Origin of the sequence: Pleomorphomonas carboxyditropha, from assembly GCF_002770725.1 — a bacterium.
In the GTDB taxonomy this organism is placed as follows: Bacteria; Pseudomonadota; Alphaproteobacteria; order Rhizobiales; family Pleomorphomonadaceae; genus Pleomorphomonas; species Pleomorphomonas carboxyditropha.
The window spans coordinates 1-16943 of the sequence record NZ_NQVN01000002.1 but is presented as its reverse complement, the minus strand read 5'-3'; the positions used below and the strand labels follow the sequence as shown (position 1 = coordinate 16943).

Below are 16943 nucleotides of genomic sequence, written 5' to 3'. Positions count from 1 at the left end.
AGCGGTCCGCCATTAACGGAAGGGTTGCATCGGCCGCCCTGTTTCACATATTGAAGGCCTGTATCAGGATTGCGGGCGAGCCTTTGCATTCGCCGATGGAGAAGCAGACATGGAGACGACCGTCGTCAAGGCGCTGACGCTGCTCGAAGCTCTGGCCTTCAGCGACGGTCCGGCGACGCTGACCTCGCTGGCGCAGACCTGCGGACAGACCAAAAGCAACACCCATCGGCTCCTGAAGACCCTGGAGGAATGCCGCTACGTCCGCCAGGACGCCCAGGCGCGCACCTACGAGCCGACGCTGAAGCTCTGGGAGCTCGGCACGCGCTTTTTCGGCAGGTCCAACCTCAGGGCGGCGGCGGCGCCGCATCTCCTGGCGCTGGCCAAGGCCACCGGGGAATCGATCTACCTGTCCACCATCGTCGACGACGAGGTGATCTACATCGACAAGGTGGAAAGCCGGCATGCCGTGCGCACCCACGTCGAGGTCGGGCACCGGGCACCGCTCTATTGCACGGGAACCGGCAAGGCCCAACTGGCCTTCTCCTCCGAGGAAACGATCGACCGCATCTGCGCCAACCTCGTCGCCTACACCGACAACACCGTGACCAGTCCCACCGTCCTGCGGCATCAGCTTGCCGAGATCCGTGCGCGCGGCTACGCCACGACCTGCGGCGAGTGGCGCCCCGGCGTGCTCGCCCACGCCGCGCCGATCCGCGGCCTGGCCGGCATCGCCGTGGCGGGCATCAGCGTCGTCGGACCCGAGGAACGGATGCGGCGCGCCGACGCCGAAGCCCAGGTCGACGCGCTCCTCGAGGCCGCCACAAACATTGCCGAGGCCCTGGGATTGACTGCGGCCGAGCCATAGCCGGCGACCCCGAACTGATCATCGCCGACGAGCCGACGACCGCGCTCGACGTGACGACCCAGGCGGCGATCATGGCCCTGCTCGATGGACTGACGCGCGAGCGCGGCCGCGCGGTGTTGCTGATCTCGCATAACCTTCGGCTGGTGAACGGCTTCTGCGACGAGGTGGTGGTGCTGCGCGCCGGCCGCACCGTTGACCGCTTCCGGCCCGGCGACGACGGAGAGCGCCATCCCTACACGCAAGCGCTCCATGACGCCGAGCCCCGGCATGGAGACCGGCGCCATCGCCTGCCGACCGCTGCCCGGGACTGGGGCGCGGCAGCGGCGGGAGGATCTCGCGATGCTTGAACTGCAAGGCATCGGCAAATCCTACGGCGCGCCGCGATCCTGGCTCGGGAGCGCCCGGAATCAGAGGACGGTGTTGCAGGACATCTCGATGACCGTCCGCCCAGGGCGAACGCTCGGCCTGATCGGCGAATCCGGCGCGGGAAAGTCGACGCTGGCGCGGATCGCCCTCGGCCTGCTCGCTCCCACGAGCGGCACGGTTCTTTTCGACGGCACCGATGTGGCGAACCTGCGCGGCCGGGCGCGCATGAAGTTCCGCCGGGCCGTCCAGCCGGTGTTTCAGGATGCCGCCGGCGCGCTCAATCCCCGTCTCGGCGTCGAAGCCATTCTGTCCGAACCGCTCTACCTGCGCGGCATCGCTCCATCGGAGCGTCCGGACCGGATCAAGGCGGCGCTCGAGGCCGTCGATCTTGTGCCCGACCTGTTGCGACGCCGGCCGCGCGACCTCTCCGGTGGCCAGCGGCAACGTATCGGCCTGGCGCGGGCGCTGCTGATGGAACCGTCGATTCTGATTCTCGACGAACCGGTTTCGGCGCTCGACGTGCTGACCCAGGCCCAGATCCTCAACCTCATCAAGGACCTTCAGGTACAGACAGGTCTTGGTTGCCTGTTCATCGGCCACGACCTCGCTGTTGCGGACTTCCTCTGCGACGAGATCGCCGTGCTCGACCGCGGACGAATTGTCGAACAGGGACATCCCAACCAGTTGTTCGGCGCCCCGAAACACGCCTATACCCGACAATTAATCAAAGCGACACTGAGACCGGCACGAGTATCCAAGTGACCCGATTAGCTAAATATCATTCCAAGACAAGATAACCCTTTATCGGCTTGTTGACTAACTAGCACTCTTTCGCTCCTCCACGGACGAGATTTTCTTTCTACCGACCGGGGCCGTCCAGGATCGACGGAATGCCCACGCGTTGGCAGCTTAAGTCTCGCCCAGCCAGTCGCGCATGCGCAGCTTGCGGGGCGAGAGACCGTATTGCCGTTGGATCAGCCGGGAGAAATGGTTGGGCGTCTTGAAGCCATTGCGATAGGCAATCTGACTGATCGGCATGCCGGTGTGCCTCAGCATGAACGCGCCTCGGCGGATTCTGAGATGCCAGAGGTAATCAAGCGCATTGACGCCGTAGGCGGCGCGGAACAGGCGGTTGATGTGCTGCGGCGTCAGGGCGAAGGCTTCGCTGAGCTCCCGCATGCCGATAACCTGTTCGAGGTTGTCCTCGATATACCGGCCGATTACCGCGACGCGGCTCTCGCCCTTCGGCGCACGATCGCCACCGCCCCGGCGGCCGATCAGCTCCTGCGCCAATGTCTCGGCAAGACTGGCGACGAAATCCGGCATCCCGTCACTGATCCTGAGAGGCAGCTCGGCCCCCAAGCGGAACAGCGTCGAAGCTGCTTCGGATACGACCATCGCTCCGTTGTGAGACCGGAGGGTCGAAACCAGCCCCTCGCCGATCGACGGCCCCAGACACTGACACCAGAATACATCGGAGAGGTCGTCTCCACCGTAACGATATTCCAGTTGCCGCGCGGCCGCGACGAAAAGCATGGCCGGCGCAACAATGTCGAGAGCAACACCATCGATGACGGCCTCGACCTGTCCCGTGCGAATGTGGACCATCTCGATCTGGCAGCCGTGCAGTGGACCAAACCGCTCCCGGCCCGCGTAGCGACTCTGGCCGAAAACAAACCTGAGCTCCTCCGGGAAAAATTTCATTTCAGATACCTTTCCTGCTCGATGTCAGGAAAATCCGCCCAATAGCAGACCAATATAGCCAGAAACTAGGCAATTTCCGGCCGCACTGCCTGCCCACTCAATCAGCATGGTTCATTTGAGACAAGTATTCATTTTGGAGACAAGTTTGCCGCCTTGAGCCGTATGCCCCTCCCGCGGCATTCTCCGCGAAAATCGGGAGACCAGCGTGAGCCTCAAGCAACGGATCCGCGCCGGACACGGCAGCGTCAAATCGGACCTGGCGATCACCAACGGCAAGCTTATCAACGTTGCCTCGGCGGAGATTTATCCGGCGGACGTCGCCATCAAGGACGGGCATATTGTCGCCATCGGCGACGTAAGCCATTGCATCGGGCCGGACACCGTCATCCACGACGCCCAAGGACGCTATCTCGCCCCGGGTCTCATCGACGGCCATCTCCACGTCGAGTGCTCCAAGCTATCGGTGACCAGCTTCGCCAAGCTGGTGGTTCCCCTCGGCACCACCTCGATCGTCTCCGGTCTCGATCAGATCCTGGTGGTCGCCGGCCTCGACGGATCGCGACATTTTCTCGACGAGGCCAACGCCGGTCCGCTGACCATTCACTGGGGCGCTCCCTGCAAGACGCCCTACACGATGCCGCGCTCCACCGTCGGTCATTATTTCAGTCCGGCCGACCACCGCGTCGCCCAGGAGTGGCCGGAGTGCGTCGGCGTTTGGGAAACGGTCCGCGAGTTCATTCAGGAAGAGGACGAGGATGTTCTCGAGGCGTTGGAAATCGCCCAGAAGAACAAGTTGCCGGTGTTCGGCTGCGCGCCGATGTGCCGGGGGCACAAGCTCGCTTCCTATGTCAGCGCCGGCGTCCGGCTCGACCATGAGAGCTACACGGTCGAGGAAACGCTGGAGAAGTTGCGCAACGGCATGTTCGTCGTGGTGCGCGAAAGCTCCATCAGCCATTTTCTCAAGGAGAACATCCAGGTTGCGACCAAGCTGGCGCCGAAGGCTTCCCATCGCGTCAGCTTCTGCACCGACGACGTGGTGGCCACCGACGTTCTGAGGCGCGGCCATGTCGACAACATGGTTCGCATGGCGATCGCCGAGGGCGTTTCGCCGATCGAAGCGATCCAGATGGCGACCATCAATTCGGCCGTCGCCTATCGCATCGATCACAAGGTCGGCCTGATCGCCCCCGGCCGTCAGGCCGACATTCTCCTCGTCGATAGCCCCGAGAGCTTCCGGGTCGAGGAAGTCGTCGCCAAGGGCGAGCTGGTGGCGCGCGGCGGCAAGATGGTGAAGACGCTCGTCCCGCCGCATCGCCCGGCATTCCTGACCGACACCGTCAAGGCCAAGCCGGTTTCGGCGGCCGATCTCGAGGTTCGCTCCGACACCGGCGCCGTCAAGGTGCTGGCCATGAACATGTCGCTCGACGTTCCCTTCGTCCGCAACCGGCGTGATGCGGTGCTGAAGGTTCGCGAAGGCATCGTCGCCCCCGATGTCACCCAGGACATCCTCTACGTCACGGTGGTCGAGCGCTACGGCAAGACCACCAACCGCCCCGTGGCCTTCGTATCGGGCTTTGGCCTCAAGCGCGGCGCCATGGCCACTTCGACGGCGCCGGATGACAACAACATCGTCTGTATCGGGGCCAACACCGCCGACATGGCGGTGGCCATCAACTGGATCATCGAGAAGGGCGGCGGCCAGGCCTTCGTCGAGGACGGCAAGGTGGTCGTCGGCCTCGAACTGCCGATCGGCGGCATCGTCTCGGACATCGAACCCGAGGAAATGGCGGTCAAGGAAGACGCGCTCGACGCGGCGGCCCGCGCCGCCGGCTGCACGCTCGACTGGCCGTTCATGAACATGTTCGTGCTGTCGATCACCGCCATTCCCGAATATGCGATCACCGACATCGGCGCCATCGACTGCGTCGGCCTGAAGGCGTTCGACCCGGTACTGGAAAAGATCTGAGTGGAACCGCCGCGGGTGCCGGCTTCAGCCCCCGGGGCGGCAAAAAAGGGGAACGGAACCATGAAACTCGCCTTACTGGGGGCAGCGGCCCTCACCTCGCTGGGCCTTCTCGGTGGAACCGCGCTGGCCGAAGCGCCGACCGAGCTCGGCATCGGCATGATCCTCGCCACCGGCCCCGAGGCCGACTGGGATGCCACGCTGCTGCGCGACGTCGAGACCGTCGCCAAGGAGGCGCCGCACGGCCTCAAGATCGCCACCAAGCACGTCGACGGCGTCGAGGGCGAGAAGGCCAAGGACGCCATGGAACTACTCGCCAAGTCGGGCAAGTACCAGGTGATCTGGGCGCACAGTTCCTATTCCGACCAGGTCAAGGCGTTGAAGGACAAGTACCCGGACGTGCTGTTCGTCGTGGTCGGCTCCGGCAACGAAGGGCTCGGCGGCAATGTCTACTACGACTACAAGCGCGTGCACGAGCCGTCGTACCTGCTCGGCGTTCTCGCCGGCCGGCTGACCAAATCGGATACCGTCGGCGTGGTCGGGCAGTTTCCGTCCGAGGACGTCAACGACCAGATCAATTCCTTCTTTGCCGGCGCCAAGTCGGTCAACCCGGACGTCAAGCGCAAGGTGGCCTTCATCGAGAGCTGGTACGACCCGGCCAAGGCCGAGCAGTTCACCAATGCGCAGATCTCGGCTGGCGCCGACCTGATCTTCCAGCTCGCCGGCAGCTTCGAGACCTGCGAGAAGGCCAACATCAAGTGCTTCGGCAACTACGTCGACCAGGGCGAACGGGCACCGGCATCGGTGGTCGCCTCCTCGCTGATTTCCTGGGAGCCCGACCTCAAGTGGGTGATCGACGCCTGGTACGACCATGCCGCCAATGGCAAGCCATACGAGGGCAACGTCAAGGAGCGCTGGTTCTCGCAAGCAGAAGGCGGCAGCAGCCTTTCCGGCTACCATGCCTACGACGACAAGATCCCGGCCGAGGTGAAGACCGAAGTGAAGGCGCTCGAGGACAAGATCAACTCCAAGGAGCTGGTCATCCCCGTCGACCTCGCGGTTCCCGCCTCGGACTGAAGAGGGAGGTGCCCGACGAGCCAGCGCCGGGCACCCATTCCATCAGGACATGACGATGCAGCGCCAGCCCGTGCTCTCGGTTCGCGGCCTTACCAAAACATTCGGTCCTGTCCGCGCCAACGACGCGGTCAGCTTCGACGTCGGAGCCGGCGAACTTGTCTGCCTGTTCGGCGAAAACGGCGCTGGAAAATCGACGCTGTCGGCGTGTCTTGCCGGCCTCCATTCACCTGACGGCGGTGAAATCGTGCTGAACGGCGAGCCGGTTCGCTTTTCGACGGCGGCCGATGCCATTGTCGCCGGCATCGCGCTGGTGCACCAGCATTTTCTGCTGGTCGACGATTTCACGGTGCTCGAGAACATCGTCCTCGGCCACGAGCGCGGCCTGTTCGTGAACTACCGCGCGGCGGAAAAGAAGCTGCGGGCGCTTTGCCGGCGCTACGGCATCTCCGTCCGGCCGGACGCCCGCGTCGGCGATCTCACGGTCGGCGAGCGCCAATGGGTGGAGCTGCTCAAGGCACTCTACCACGAGGCCGCCGTGCTCATTCTCGACGAGCCGACCGCGACGCTCGATCTCCAGGAATCTCGCAAGCTTTTCCGCATCATCGACGAGTTGAAGACGGCCGGCGTCGCTCTCGTCCTCATCTCCCATTCCCTCGCCGAGGTGATGCGGTCCGACCGCGTCGTCGTGCTCCGGCAAGGTCGGGTCGTCGGCGAGCGCGCCACGTCGGAGACCACCCCCCAGGAGCTGACGCGGCTGATGATCGGCCGGGAAGTGGAGCGCAAGCATCGCGGCAGTTCCCGTCCGGGCCGCCCCTGTCTCGACGTCGAGCACGTCACCATCCGCCGTCCCGGTGGTGCTCCGATCCTCGACGACATCAGCTTTTCCGTCGCCGAGGGCGAAATCTTCGGCCTTGCCGGGGTGGCCGGCAACGGCCAGAAGCCGCTGATGGAGGCCATCGCCGGCGTCCTGCCGTTCTCGTCCGGCCGCGTTCTGATCGACGGTGAACTGCTGGCCGATCTCGACGTGCATGGCATCCAGAAGCTCGGCGTCGGCCATATTCCCGAAGACCGCCTGAGCGAGGGACTGGTAGGCGACTTCTCGATCGCCGAAAACATCGCCCTCGGCAGCCATCGCGACGTCTTTGCCGACGGACACTTCCTGAACCGCGGCGCCATCCGGGTCGCCGCGGCGGTGGCCATCGCCGATTATCAGATCGCCGCGCCTTCGGCCGAGACACGTGCCCGCGCACTGTCCGGCGGCAATGCCCAGCGCGTCGTGCTCGCTCGCGAGCTTGCGGCGGCGAGCCGGGTGCTTCTGGCCAACCAGCCGACCCGCGGCCTCGACGTCGGCGTGATCGAATATATCCATGATCGTCTGATCGAGAAGCGCGCCGCCGGTTGCGCGGTGGTCCTCGCCTCGTCCGAGCTCGAAGACCTTCTCAACCTCTCCGATCGCATCGGCGTCATGTTCCAGGGGCGTCTGATGGGCATCGTCGATGCCCGCTCCACCAGTATCGAGGAGATCGGCCTGATGATGGCCGGCCAGAAGCGGGAGGCGGCATGATCGCCTTCGAGCGCCGCGAGAGTGCCGGCTGGATCGCTCAGGCCATCGCCTATCTCCTGGCCATCGCCGCCGGCCTCCTGGCGTCGGTGGTGCTGATCACAATCACCGGCGCCGATGTTGCCGATGGCCTCGGTGCGCTCTGGCAGGGTGCCTTCGGCGACGCCGAGGCGATCGGCCAAAGCCTGGCGGCCGCCATCCCGCTCGTCTTCACGGGCCTTGCCACCGTCGTCGCCTTCCGGGCCGGCATCTGGAATATCGGCCAGGAGGGACAGGTATTCGCCGGCGCCATGGCCGGCTACTGGATGTCGCTGCAGCTGGCTGGCGCACCGGCCATCGTCGCGGTGCCGGCCGTCGTGCTTGCCTCCGTTGCCGGCGGCGCAGCCGTCGCCGCCCTTTGCGCCGTGCTCAAGACGCGTTTCGATGTCAACGAGATCATCTCGACGATGATGCTCAATTACATCATCGTCTATCTCCTGTCCTATCTCCTGGCGGGCGGCCCATGGATCGAAGCCGGCTCGACGGCCTACCATCAGACGCCATTGATCGCCGACACCTTTCGTTTGCCGGAGCTTTTCGGCCTGCATCTCGGTGCGCCGCTGGCGCTGCTGGCAACGGCGGCGGTCGCCCTGGTGATCGGGCGCACGCCGCTGGGCTTCGAGCTGCGCGGGCTCGGCTTCAACCCGGTTGCCCTCCGCTACAAGGGCGTGCGGGTGGCGACCACCATCGTCATGGCCATGGCGATTTCCGGTGCTCTTTCGGCGCTCGCCGGAGTCTCGGAGGTGTTCGGCATCAATTTCCGCCTGCGGGCCGAAGTGCTGAACGGTCTCGGCTACACCGGCATCATCGTCGGCATGATCGGCGCGCTCAATCCCTGGGGAACACTGGTTGCCGCCCTCGCCTTCGGCGCCATGGCCAATGGGGCGCTTTACATGAGCGTGCTGACCGACGTTCCCTCGGCGCTGGTCCCGGCCATGCAAGGCATCCTGTTGCTGTTCGTGCTGGGGGCAGCCGTACTCACGAGGTACCGGCTCCGCTTCGGTCGCAAGGACGGCCGCCATGGCTGAGCTCCTGACGCCCGCCATCCTCCTGTCGATCCTGAGCGCATCGGTCGGTGCCGCCACCATAATTCTGCTAGCGGCGCTCGGCGAGCTCCTCACCGAGCGGGCCGGCATCTGGAACATGGGCGTCGAAGGCACCATGCTCTGCGGCTGCCTGGCCGCCTATGTCGCCATGTGCGAGACGAGCTCCCCCATCACGGCGGCCGGGGCGGCCATGCTGGCTGGCGTCGCGGCGGGGCTGGTCATCGGTTTTCTCACCGTAAGCCTGAAAGTCGACCATTTCGTCACCGGCCTCGGCTTCAACCTTTTGGCCAGCGGACTGACACTGTTCCTGTTCCGCAGCTACACCGCCGGCGGCAAGCCGGCCGGCTATGCCACCATCGATCGCTGGCCCATCCCCTTCCTCTCGGAAATCCCCGGCATCGGCCCGATCCTGTTCAACCAGCATCTGCTGACCTACGCCGCCTTGCTTCTAGTGCCGCTGGTTTCCGTCTTCCTCGCCCGGACACGGCCAGGCCTCGAGTGCCGAGCTGCCGGCGAGAACCCCGAATTCCTAGAAGCCAAGGGCATTTCGGTCGCCAAGCGGCAATATGGCGCCTTGCTTGTCGGATCCGCACTGACAGCGCTCGGCGGCTGCTTCATGATGCTGGCTTTCGCCAACGAGTTTCGCCCGGACATCTCCGGCGGGCGCGGCTGGCTTGCCATCGTCGCGGTGATCGCCGGCAACTGGCGGCCGTTCCGGACGATGATCGCAGTCATCGTCTTCGCGGTGCTCGACAGCCTTGCCGTCCACGCGCAGGGCATGGGTGTCGCCATCCCCTATCAGTTCTTCCTGATGCTTCCCTATGCCGCCTCGATCCTGCTGCTTGCCGTCGTGCGCACGCGCTCCGGCCAGCCGGCAAGGCTCGGCATTCCCTTCCTTCGACGCTGAACAACCGAGGTCTCCATGTCAATCCAGAGCTGGAGCGAAGCCGCTCCGCATCTCGTCGACGTCGCCATGGGCCGCCGCCCGGCCGATACGGTCATCCGCAAAGGGCGCTGGGTAAACGTCTATTCCGGCGAGATCATTGCCGATACCGATATCGCCATCGCCGCCGGCCGCATCGCCTATGTCGGACCGGATGCCGGCTACGCCATCGGCCCGGAAACCGAGGTGATCGATGCCGCCGGCCGCTATCTCGTTCCCGGTTTCTGCGACGGCCATATGCACGTCGAAAGCGGCATGCTGACCGTCACCGAATTCGCCCGGGCCGTTATCCCGCACGGCACCACCTTGATGTTCATCGACCCGCACGAGATTGCCAACGTGCTCGGCCTCAAGGGCGTTCGCCTGATGCACGACGAGGCGGCCGGCCTGCCGGTCAACGTTCAGGTGCAGGTGCCGTCCTGCGTTCCGGCCGCCCCCGGTCTCGAGAATGCCGGAGCCGAAATCAGCATCGACGACGTTCGCGAAGCCCTGACCTGGCCGCGGGTCTGCGGCCTCGGCGAGATGATGAACTTCCCAGGTGTCGCGTTCGGCGACAGGAAGATGCTGAGCGAGATCGGCGCCACGCAGGCCGCCGGCAAGACGGTGGGCGGGCACTATGCCTCGCCGGACCTCGGGCCGATGTTCCACGCCTATGTGGCCGGCGGTCCTGCCGACGACCACGAGGGAACGCGCCGGATCGATGCCATCGAAAGGGTCCGTCGCGGCATGCGCGCCATGCTGCGTTATGGATCGGCCTGGCATGACGTCGCCGCCCAGATCAAGGCCGTGACCGAAGACGGCCTCGATCCGCGCAATTTCATCCTCTGCACCGACGACTGCCATTCCGCGACGCTGGTCGAGGAAGGCCATATGAACCGCGTGATCCGCCACGCCATCGCCGAAGGCCTGAAGCCGATCACCGCCATTCAGATGGCAACGCTCAACACCGCCCAGCACTTCGGCATGGAACGGGACGTCGGCTCCATCTCGCCGGGCCGCCGGGCCGATATCGTCATCAGTTCCGATCTTGCGGCCCTGCCGATCGAAGTGGTGCTGGCGGCCGGCCGGATCGTGGCACGCGACGGTCGCCTCGCCGTCGACATTCCGCCGGCAACCTATCCGGCCTTTGCCAGGAACACCGTGAAGCTCGGCCACAAGCTCTCGGCGGCAGACTTCGATGTCGCCGCGCCAACTGGTATTGACGCCGTTCGCACCCGCGTCATCGGCATCATCGAGAACCAGGCGCCGACCCGTGCGCTGGAAGCGGAACTCAAGGTTCGCAACGGCGTCGTCGAGATGGACACGGCGGCGGACATCTGTCGGGTCGCGTTGGTCGAGCGTCACAGGGCGACCGGCGGCGTGGTCAACGGGTTCGTTTCCGGCTTCGGCTACGACACCGCTTGCGCCATCGCCTCGACCTTCGCCCACGACAGCCATCAGATGATCGTCGTCGGCACGTCGAGGGACGACATGGCCAAGGCGGCCAACCATCTGGCGGAGATCGGCGGCGGCGTGACCGTCTTCCGCGACGGCAGAGAGATCGCCACCGTCGAGCTGCCCATTGCCGGCCTAATGTCCGACAAGCGGGCCGAACTGATCGCCAAGGAGGCCGAAGCGATGGTTTCGGCAATGAAAGCCTGCGGCTGCAAGCTCAACAATGCCTTCATGCAGCACTCCCTGCTCGGCCTCGTCGTCATCCCCGAGCTGCGCATCTCCGACCTCGGCCTGATCGACGTGACGCGTTTCGAGAAGGTCGAAGTCCTGATCTGAGGGTACGCACAGAGATGATGAAGGTGCTGGTCTAGCTAATTATTCCAAATGGACGGCCTCCTGTCCGGCCTGTTGGCCTACGGGCGCTGCGGCGGGGCCTATACCCTGGTCGGTGGCCTGCACTACGGTTGCGCCAGCGCCCGCAACAAGGGCACCTGCAACAACCGCCGCATGATCCGACGCTAGCTTCCGGAGGACCGGGGCTTGGGTGGGTCGCGTGACAAGCTCCTCCATCCGGACGTCATCGCCGCCTTCGTCGAGGAATATCAGCGGGAGTACAACGCCGCTCGGCAGGCCGGCATTGCTGCGCGCCGGGGAAGAGAGGCCAAACTGGCGAAGGTCAGGCAGGCGATTACCCGGATTGTCGATGCCATGGCCGACGGCCTGTATCACCCGAGCATGAAGGAGGAGATGTCGGCACTGGAAGAACGCCGCACCGCGACCGAAGCCGAACTTGCAAACCTCGGGGACGAGGAGCCGTTGCGTCGGCATCCCGGCCTGAGCGCCGTTTATCGCCGGAATGTCGCGAACCTGACGGGGCGCTGATCGAGCTCGTCGGGGAGCTCGGCGCGATCATACTGCGGGCCAAGGATGGCAATAAAAGCCCCGTCGCGATAGCAACGAGGCTTTTTATGTAACAATAGTTGCGGGGCGCGCTCTGCCTACGAGGCCGACACTCACTAGAAGTGACGATCTGATGCCCTTTATCTCAATAACACTCTTTCTACGAATAAGTTCGAATCCCTGTCGGCCCGTCAAACACCGCCGATTGCCGCACAAATAATCCCACTATATCTTTTTTATCAGATAGATAGATTTTTGATGTGCAGTTGCGCTTCGGGCCAAGGTTCTCGCACGCCCTACCAAGTAGGATAGCCCTTCATCACAACCGCCGGTCATACGCCATAGTCCGCTTTGCTTTTGCTCGGGCATGACCGGATTTGGCCGCTTAAGGACTGGCAGGTTTCCGAATGGCCAAGCAGCAAAGTGGACATTGACCTACACCGCGTGCGGCGCCCTTTTGCGGACTCCATCCCCTTGTCAAATGCTGCGTCGCAGCTGCCACATTGAAGCAATTCATCAATCGCTTGCATTTTGGTGCAGCAATGTTGGCAGATCGTACATTGCTGCCATTGTCTCAGTTGGCACAATGACCGCTGTCCGGACGTTCGGTCGCAGTAAAAAAGATAACTTGAAGCAAGGTCGGCGTTACCGCGATGCCGAATGTGGTGGTGCTGTTCCGCGACCGATGCGATGCCGGATTATGATGCGGCTTCTTTAGAAGGACTGACTTCCTCAAGCCGGTTAACAATCTTTCTCAAGAGAGTGGAAATATAGTCGACCTCTGACGCTTCAATACTATAGGCATCCACTCCGTGCACAATCCTATTCCGCAATTCTAACGCGGTTAGCAGAGCGCGAAAATCACTGTCGTCGATTTTCTCCTGTTTTCTGAGGCTTTCAAGAAGGTTGCGAATCGAAAAGTATCCGGGATCCTCCTTGCTTACATGCGACACAGATCGAGCGATATTCTCAAATTGCGCCCACTCATTGATTAGCGCCAGCTTCATGATCTCGTCAGACTGTTCAAGAGAAAGACGCTTTGTGCGGTCTCTGAGATAGGATATCCCGAACAACGACACGACGGACATTACCGCGCCTGAAAATGCTATTATCAAGCCCATTTGCACTTCGCGAGTGAGATTGATGTCCAGCAGAATATACGCAACGTATAACACCCCAAATAGAGCCGTCACCGCCCCCGTAAAAGCATAAAATTTAAGTATAATCTCCACAGAAGACCGCTTACGCAGCTTTTTCTGGAGCATTACTTGCTCAAATAGCGCCATTCTAAGATTATCTGAATCTCTAAGCGGCATCTTACACATCCATAAGAACGGACACTGTGACAACCACGGCGGTGGCGACTAGAAGCAATGCAAAGACCACAAGATTGTTGCCTTCAGTCAATTTATCCGAATTGAAAAAGAATCCGACCAATAATGGCAATAAGGATGCTGCGATTCGCGTTGCGATCCTCCAAAAGTTCTGTTTCTTTTTGGTCGGTAATCGCTTCTTGAAAACAACCGCGTCATTAACCATACCTTGAGTTATTTCAGCGGGACCGTTATCTGAGTTCATGCTTGCTTCGAGGCGGTAGCACTCGGATATTAGGTCCTCTAAGTATTCAACTGTTGCAGCACGCAAGCGGTCTTTGGCTGGCTGACTGAAGCCGGCCAAAGATTCGTCGTTTAACGTAACTTTATTCGACATAGTTAGTTCCAAGCCCACTGTCCTTGCTCTTTCTTCGCAGAAAATTGATCGCAAGTGAAGCGCGCATCTGGCTTTCTATGCTACCTTACCACATAGATGTTATAGAGTTCCGAACTATACGCGTTGCCGTCGTTCATGACGAACGCAGCATCAGTGATAATGCGCTCGGATCGGTTATGCGGCGGCCTAACATCACGACGTGCATCTCCGTCGCACGAATGTCCGCTTCCGCAAATTGACATAGCCTAGGCGCATTTGCGGCGACTTCACGCTTCCCACCCTGTTAGAACCTTGGTTCGCAGAACATCGAATGGCCGCTTTCAGGACTTGGTTCTGAGCTCGTGAACGACCGAAATGGGGCGCATTTCCGCCGCTTGGACAGAGCATAGCGGACGGTGGCGCCAAACCTTCAGCGAAGGATACGTCCCAGCCGCGCTGTCACAAGTTCCACAAGCTCTGGCTGCATGAATTCAAAACTGTCTGGAATGTCCAGGCAGACGAGTCGCTTTCCGTTTAGAGACGGCCCCAACTGGCGTTTCAAACGCGACAGCTGTGCCTTCTCCATGACCGCTATTGTATCGGCCCAAGCCAGTTGCTCGGACCCGACGCGCTCGTCCGCATCGGCGCTCAGTCCGGCGAAATCGGTCGGCTGTCCGAGGCGCTCGGCGGCGACTGCCGCTGCCGTGGGGCTTCTTTTGCGGGCCTTACCGCAAATGAACAAGATATTGGTCATGGCCCGACTATTAATCAGGCCCCCAAGACAGTCTAGAGGCTTGTCCGCATCTCGTGACCTCATGGCATGGGCCGAGAAAATCGACTCCTCTACCGTAGCGACACCGCGGTTCGAAATGACCACTTCGAGATCGTAACAAAGCGGACTCTGCTGCCTCTCATCGAGTTACCGGTTTCAGGACCGAGGCGCGTCGCCTGGAACGACCGAGTTGAGGCGCAAAGCTCTCGGTCCCGGTGATAGCCATCACCCACCAAGCGCCGACATGTGCCTCCCCAGCGCTGGTCGCAGGTCGGGACCGATGGCGAAGTCGTGCCCCTTGGGCTTGCGCTTTATGGCGCGCTCGATGGCCGCATTCAGGAGGTCATCGCCCTCCGAGCCACGAAGTGCCGACCGGAGGTCGGTGCGCTCCTCCTGGCCGAGACATGTGTACAGGACACCCGTCGCGCTGACGCGCACGCGGTTGCAGCTTTCGCAGAAATTGTGGGTCATCGGCGTGATGAAGCCGAGCCGGCCGCCCGTTTCGGCGACGCGGGTATAGCGGGCCGGTCCGCCGGACCGCTCGGGCGTGTCGGTCAGCGTGAACCGACGCTCGATGAGGCTGCGCAGTTCGGTCAGCGGCAGATATTGGTCGGTCCGGTCGACCCCCACATCCCCGAGCGGCATGGTCTCGATCAGCGTCAGATCCATGCCGTGCCCGTGGGCGAAGTCGATGAGGTCGAAAATCTCCGTCTCGGTGATGCCTTTGAGCGCTACCGTATTGAGCTTGATCCGGAGACCGGCCTCCCGCGCCGCTCTGAGACCGTCCATCACCGTGCCAAGCACACCGCGACGGGTGAGCGCTCGAAAACGATCGGCATCCAGCGTGTCGAGCGACACGTTGACCCGCCTGACGCCGACCGCTGCGAGCGCATCGGCATGATTGGCGAGCTGCGTTCCATTTGTCGTAAGCGTGAGTTCCTCGATGACTCCGTTCCGAAGGTGCCGGGACAACGACCGGAACAGCGTCATGATGTCCTTGCGCACCAGGGGTTCGCCGCCGGTGATCCTGATCTTGCTTACGCCGCGCGCGACGAAAGCCGAGGCCAGCCGATCGAGTTCTTCGAGCGTCAGCAGATCCCGCCGCGGCACGAACTGCATGTCCTCGGCCATGCAATAGACGCACCGCAAATCGCAACGGTCGGTCACCGACAGACGAAGATACCGAATGGTGCGGCCAAAGCGGTCGGTCAGCGCGCAGGACATGGCGGCGCTCCCTGGAATTCCGGGTCGTGGAAAGGCAACACCTCAAGTCGGTCGCCGTCTTCGAGTGGAGTATCCGCAGCCGGAACGATCGCCACGGCATTGGCAGCAAGGAGCGGCATCAGGCGATGCGATCCCGGCTGTCCGACACGACGGGCCACAAGCTGTTCGGATTCTGCCTCGAGCCTGACGGGGATGAGTTCCGTTTTCTCCGTGCGGCGTCCGTCGGCGAACATATACCGGGCCATGATGGGAGCGCTCGGAGGGCGGCCTGACAAGGCGGCAATCATTGGCCGAATAAAGGCCAAAGCCGAGAAGGCGGCTGCCTGGGGATTGCCGGGAAGCCCGACGAAGGCCGCCCTACCTATTGTGCCCAAGGCCAGTGGCTTGCCCGGCTTCATAGACACCGCGGACACAGCGATCGCTCCGCCGGCCGCGGCCAGGGCGCCGCGCACTAGGTCGCGATCGCCGGACGACATGCCTGCCGAGGTGATGACGAGATCGCAATGACTGCCGGCGGCGGCAAGCCGTTCCACCAAAGCACCGTAGTCGTCACCCACCGTCGCTTTCGTCACTTCGACGCTGCGGCCGGTCAGCAGCGCCGCCAGCATCGGCCCGTTGGAATCGTAGATGGCCGCCATTGGCAGGGTCTCGCCGGCGTCGCGCAGTTCGGCGCCGGTGGTCAGGACGGCAATCCGCACGGGTGCGACCACACGCACGGCTCCGATGCCCAGCGCCGCAAGTGCGGCGATGTCCGGCCAGGCAAGCACCCTGCCCTTCGGGAGCACCGTCTGACCACGCGCGATGTCTTCTCCCGCCCTGCGGACATTGCCGCCCGATCGCGGGGTATCGGCAATTGCCACCCCCTCGCCGACGATTGTCGCCTGCTCGTAAGGAATGACGGCATCGGCCCCGGCGGGCAGGCTGGCCCCGGTCATGATGCGGTGGGCACAGTTCGGGGCCAATCGAGCCGGAGCATCGCCAGCGCGGGTTACGCCGTCGATGCGAAGCGGGGCGGTGGCAACATCGGCCAGCCTTACGGCATATCCGTCCATGGCCGCCTGATCGAAGGCGGGCAGATCGCGCGGCGCAACGACCGTCTCGGCAAGGACGCGCCCAAGCGCCAAATCGAGGGGCACCGTTTCGCTGCGGTCAACCGGACCGACGAGGCGCAGAGCCTTGTCGCGAGCGGCCTCGAAGGACCGCATGCCAAGGGTGACGGACCGGAAGGCTTCGGTCACGTGAAAGGTCATGTCGCCACTCCCCTGTTGGCCGGCAAAATGGCTTCGAGGATGGCGCGCATGGCTGCGAGGCTCGGATCTTCCGACCGGTTCATGATGCCGACGAGCTGAAGCCAGGTATC

Annotated in this window: 16 protein-coding genes; 10 read left to right on the top strand and 6 right to left on the bottom strand. The window is 63.0% G+C overall.

All coding sequences use genetic code 11. The annotated features are described in order from the left end of the window. Positions 1-109 precede the first annotated feature (109 nt). The 3 genes from CJ014_RS04615 to CJ014_RS04610 all read left to right on the top strand — a co-directional run bounded on the left by CJ014_RS04615 (position 110) and on the right by CJ014_RS04610 (position 1993). Complete coding sequence (locus CJ014_RS04615; RefSeq protein ID WP_100079370.1) at positions 110-865, top strand: IclR family transcriptional regulator; 756 nt, start codon at positions 110-112, stop codon at positions 863-865. Positions 866-936: 71 nt separating this feature from the next. Next, positions 937-1212 carry an ABC transporter ATP-binding protein gene (locus CJ014_RS27760; RefSeq protein ID WP_165790744.1) on the top strand — a complete coding sequence of 92 codons (276 nt, stop codon included), beginning with the start codon at positions 937-939 and terminating at the stop codon, positions 1210-1212. Continuing rightward, on the top strand, positions 1133-1993 hold the full coding sequence (locus CJ014_RS04610) for an ABC transporter ATP-binding protein (RefSeq protein ID WP_165790743.1): 861 nt from the start codon (positions 1133-1135) through the stop codon (positions 1991-1993). Before CJ014_RS27760 ends, CJ014_RS04610 begins: the two co-directional genes overlap by 80 nt. 147 nt (positions 1994-2140) lie before the next feature. Here the strand turns inward: CJ014_RS04610 and CJ014_RS04605 are convergent, their stop codons facing one another. Continuing rightward, the gene (locus tag CJ014_RS04605) at positions 2141-2935 is read right to left on the bottom strand and encodes a helix-turn-helix domain-containing protein (protein WP_100079368.1); all 795 of its coding nucleotides are present in this window, start codon (positions 2933-2935) and stop codon (positions 2141-2143) included. 205 nt (positions 2936-3140) lie between these two features. Here CJ014_RS04605 and CJ014_RS04600 point away from each other — a divergent pair, with 205 nt between their 5' ends. The 7 genes from CJ014_RS04600 (at position 3141) to CJ014_RS04570 (ending at position 11880) form a co-directional block, all read left to right on the top strand. Then, a complete protein-coding gene (locus CJ014_RS04600; protein WP_245427105.1) occupies positions 3141-4901 on the top strand; it encodes an adenine deaminase C-terminal domain-containing protein in 1761 nt (586 codons plus the stop codon). A 60-nt stretch (positions 4902-4961) separates the two neighbouring features. Further along, positions 4962-5975, top strand: a complete 1014-nt coding sequence (locus tag CJ014_RS04595; RefSeq protein WP_100079367.1) for a BMP family lipoprotein — start codon at positions 4962-4964, stop codon at positions 5973-5975. Positions 5976-6030: 55 nt separating this feature from the next. Next, positions 6031-7539 (top strand): ABC transporter ATP-binding protein, encoded by a 1509-nt coding sequence (locus CJ014_RS04590; RefSeq protein WP_100079366.1) that lies wholly within the window; start codon positions 6031-6033, stop codon positions 7537-7539. Then, complete coding sequence (locus CJ014_RS04585; protein WP_100079365.1) at positions 7536-8603, top strand: ABC transporter permease; 1068 nt, start codon at positions 7536-7538, stop codon at positions 8601-8603. Before CJ014_RS04590 ends, CJ014_RS04585 begins: the two co-directional genes overlap by 4 nt. Continuing rightward, positions 8596-9528, top strand: coding sequence for an ABC transporter permease (locus CJ014_RS04580; RefSeq protein ID WP_100079364.1), 933 nt, complete (start codon positions 8596-8598; stop codon positions 9526-9528). Before CJ014_RS04585 ends, CJ014_RS04580 begins: the two co-directional genes overlap by 8 nt. A gap of 15 nt (positions 9529-9543) precedes the next feature. Beyond that, positions 9544-11334, top strand: coding sequence for an adenine deaminase (ade, locus tag CJ014_RS04575; RefSeq protein WP_100079363.1), 1791 nt, complete (start codon positions 9544-9546; stop codon positions 11332-11334). A gap of 204 nt (positions 11335-11538) precedes the next feature. Next, positions 11539-11880 carry a hypothetical protein gene (locus tag CJ014_RS04570; protein WP_100079362.1) on the top strand — a complete coding sequence of 114 codons (342 nt, stop codon included), beginning with the start codon at positions 11539-11541 and terminating at the stop codon, positions 11878-11880. Positions 11881-12596: 716 nt separating this feature from the next. Here the strand turns inward: CJ014_RS04570 and CJ014_RS04565 are convergent. The 5 genes from CJ014_RS04565 to CJ014_RS04550 all read right to left on the bottom strand — a co-directional run bounded on the left by CJ014_RS04565 (position 12597) and on the right by CJ014_RS04550 (position 16833). After that, positions 12597-13214: a hypothetical protein gene (locus CJ014_RS04565; protein WP_133121805.1), complete on the bottom strand. Its 618-nt coding sequence runs from the start codon at positions 13212-13214 to the stop codon at positions 12597-12599. A 1-nt stretch (position 13215) separates the two neighbouring features. After that, positions 13216-13608, bottom strand: coding sequence for a hypothetical protein (locus tag CJ014_RS27485; protein WP_133121804.1), 393 nt, complete (start codon positions 13606-13608; stop codon positions 13216-13218). A gap of 409 nt (positions 13609-14017) precedes the next feature. After that, positions 14018-14341 (bottom strand): low molecular weight protein tyrosine phosphatase family protein, encoded by a 324-nt coding sequence (locus CJ014_RS04560; protein ID WP_100079822.1) that lies wholly within the window; start codon positions 14339-14341, stop codon positions 14018-14020. Positions 14342-14584: 243 nt separating this feature from the next. Then, positions 14585-15583, bottom strand: a complete 999-nt coding sequence (moaA, locus tag CJ014_RS04555; protein WP_100079360.1) for a GTP 3',8-cyclase MoaA — start codon at positions 15581-15583, stop codon at positions 14585-14587. Then, the gene (locus tag CJ014_RS04550; protein ID WP_100079359.1) at positions 15568-16833 is read right to left on the bottom strand and encodes a molybdopterin molybdotransferase MoeA; all 1266 of its coding nucleotides are present in this window, start codon (positions 16831-16833) and stop codon (positions 15568-15570) included. Before CJ014_RS04550 ends, moaA begins: the two co-directional genes overlap by 16 nt. Positions 16834-16943 lie beyond the last annotated feature (110 nt).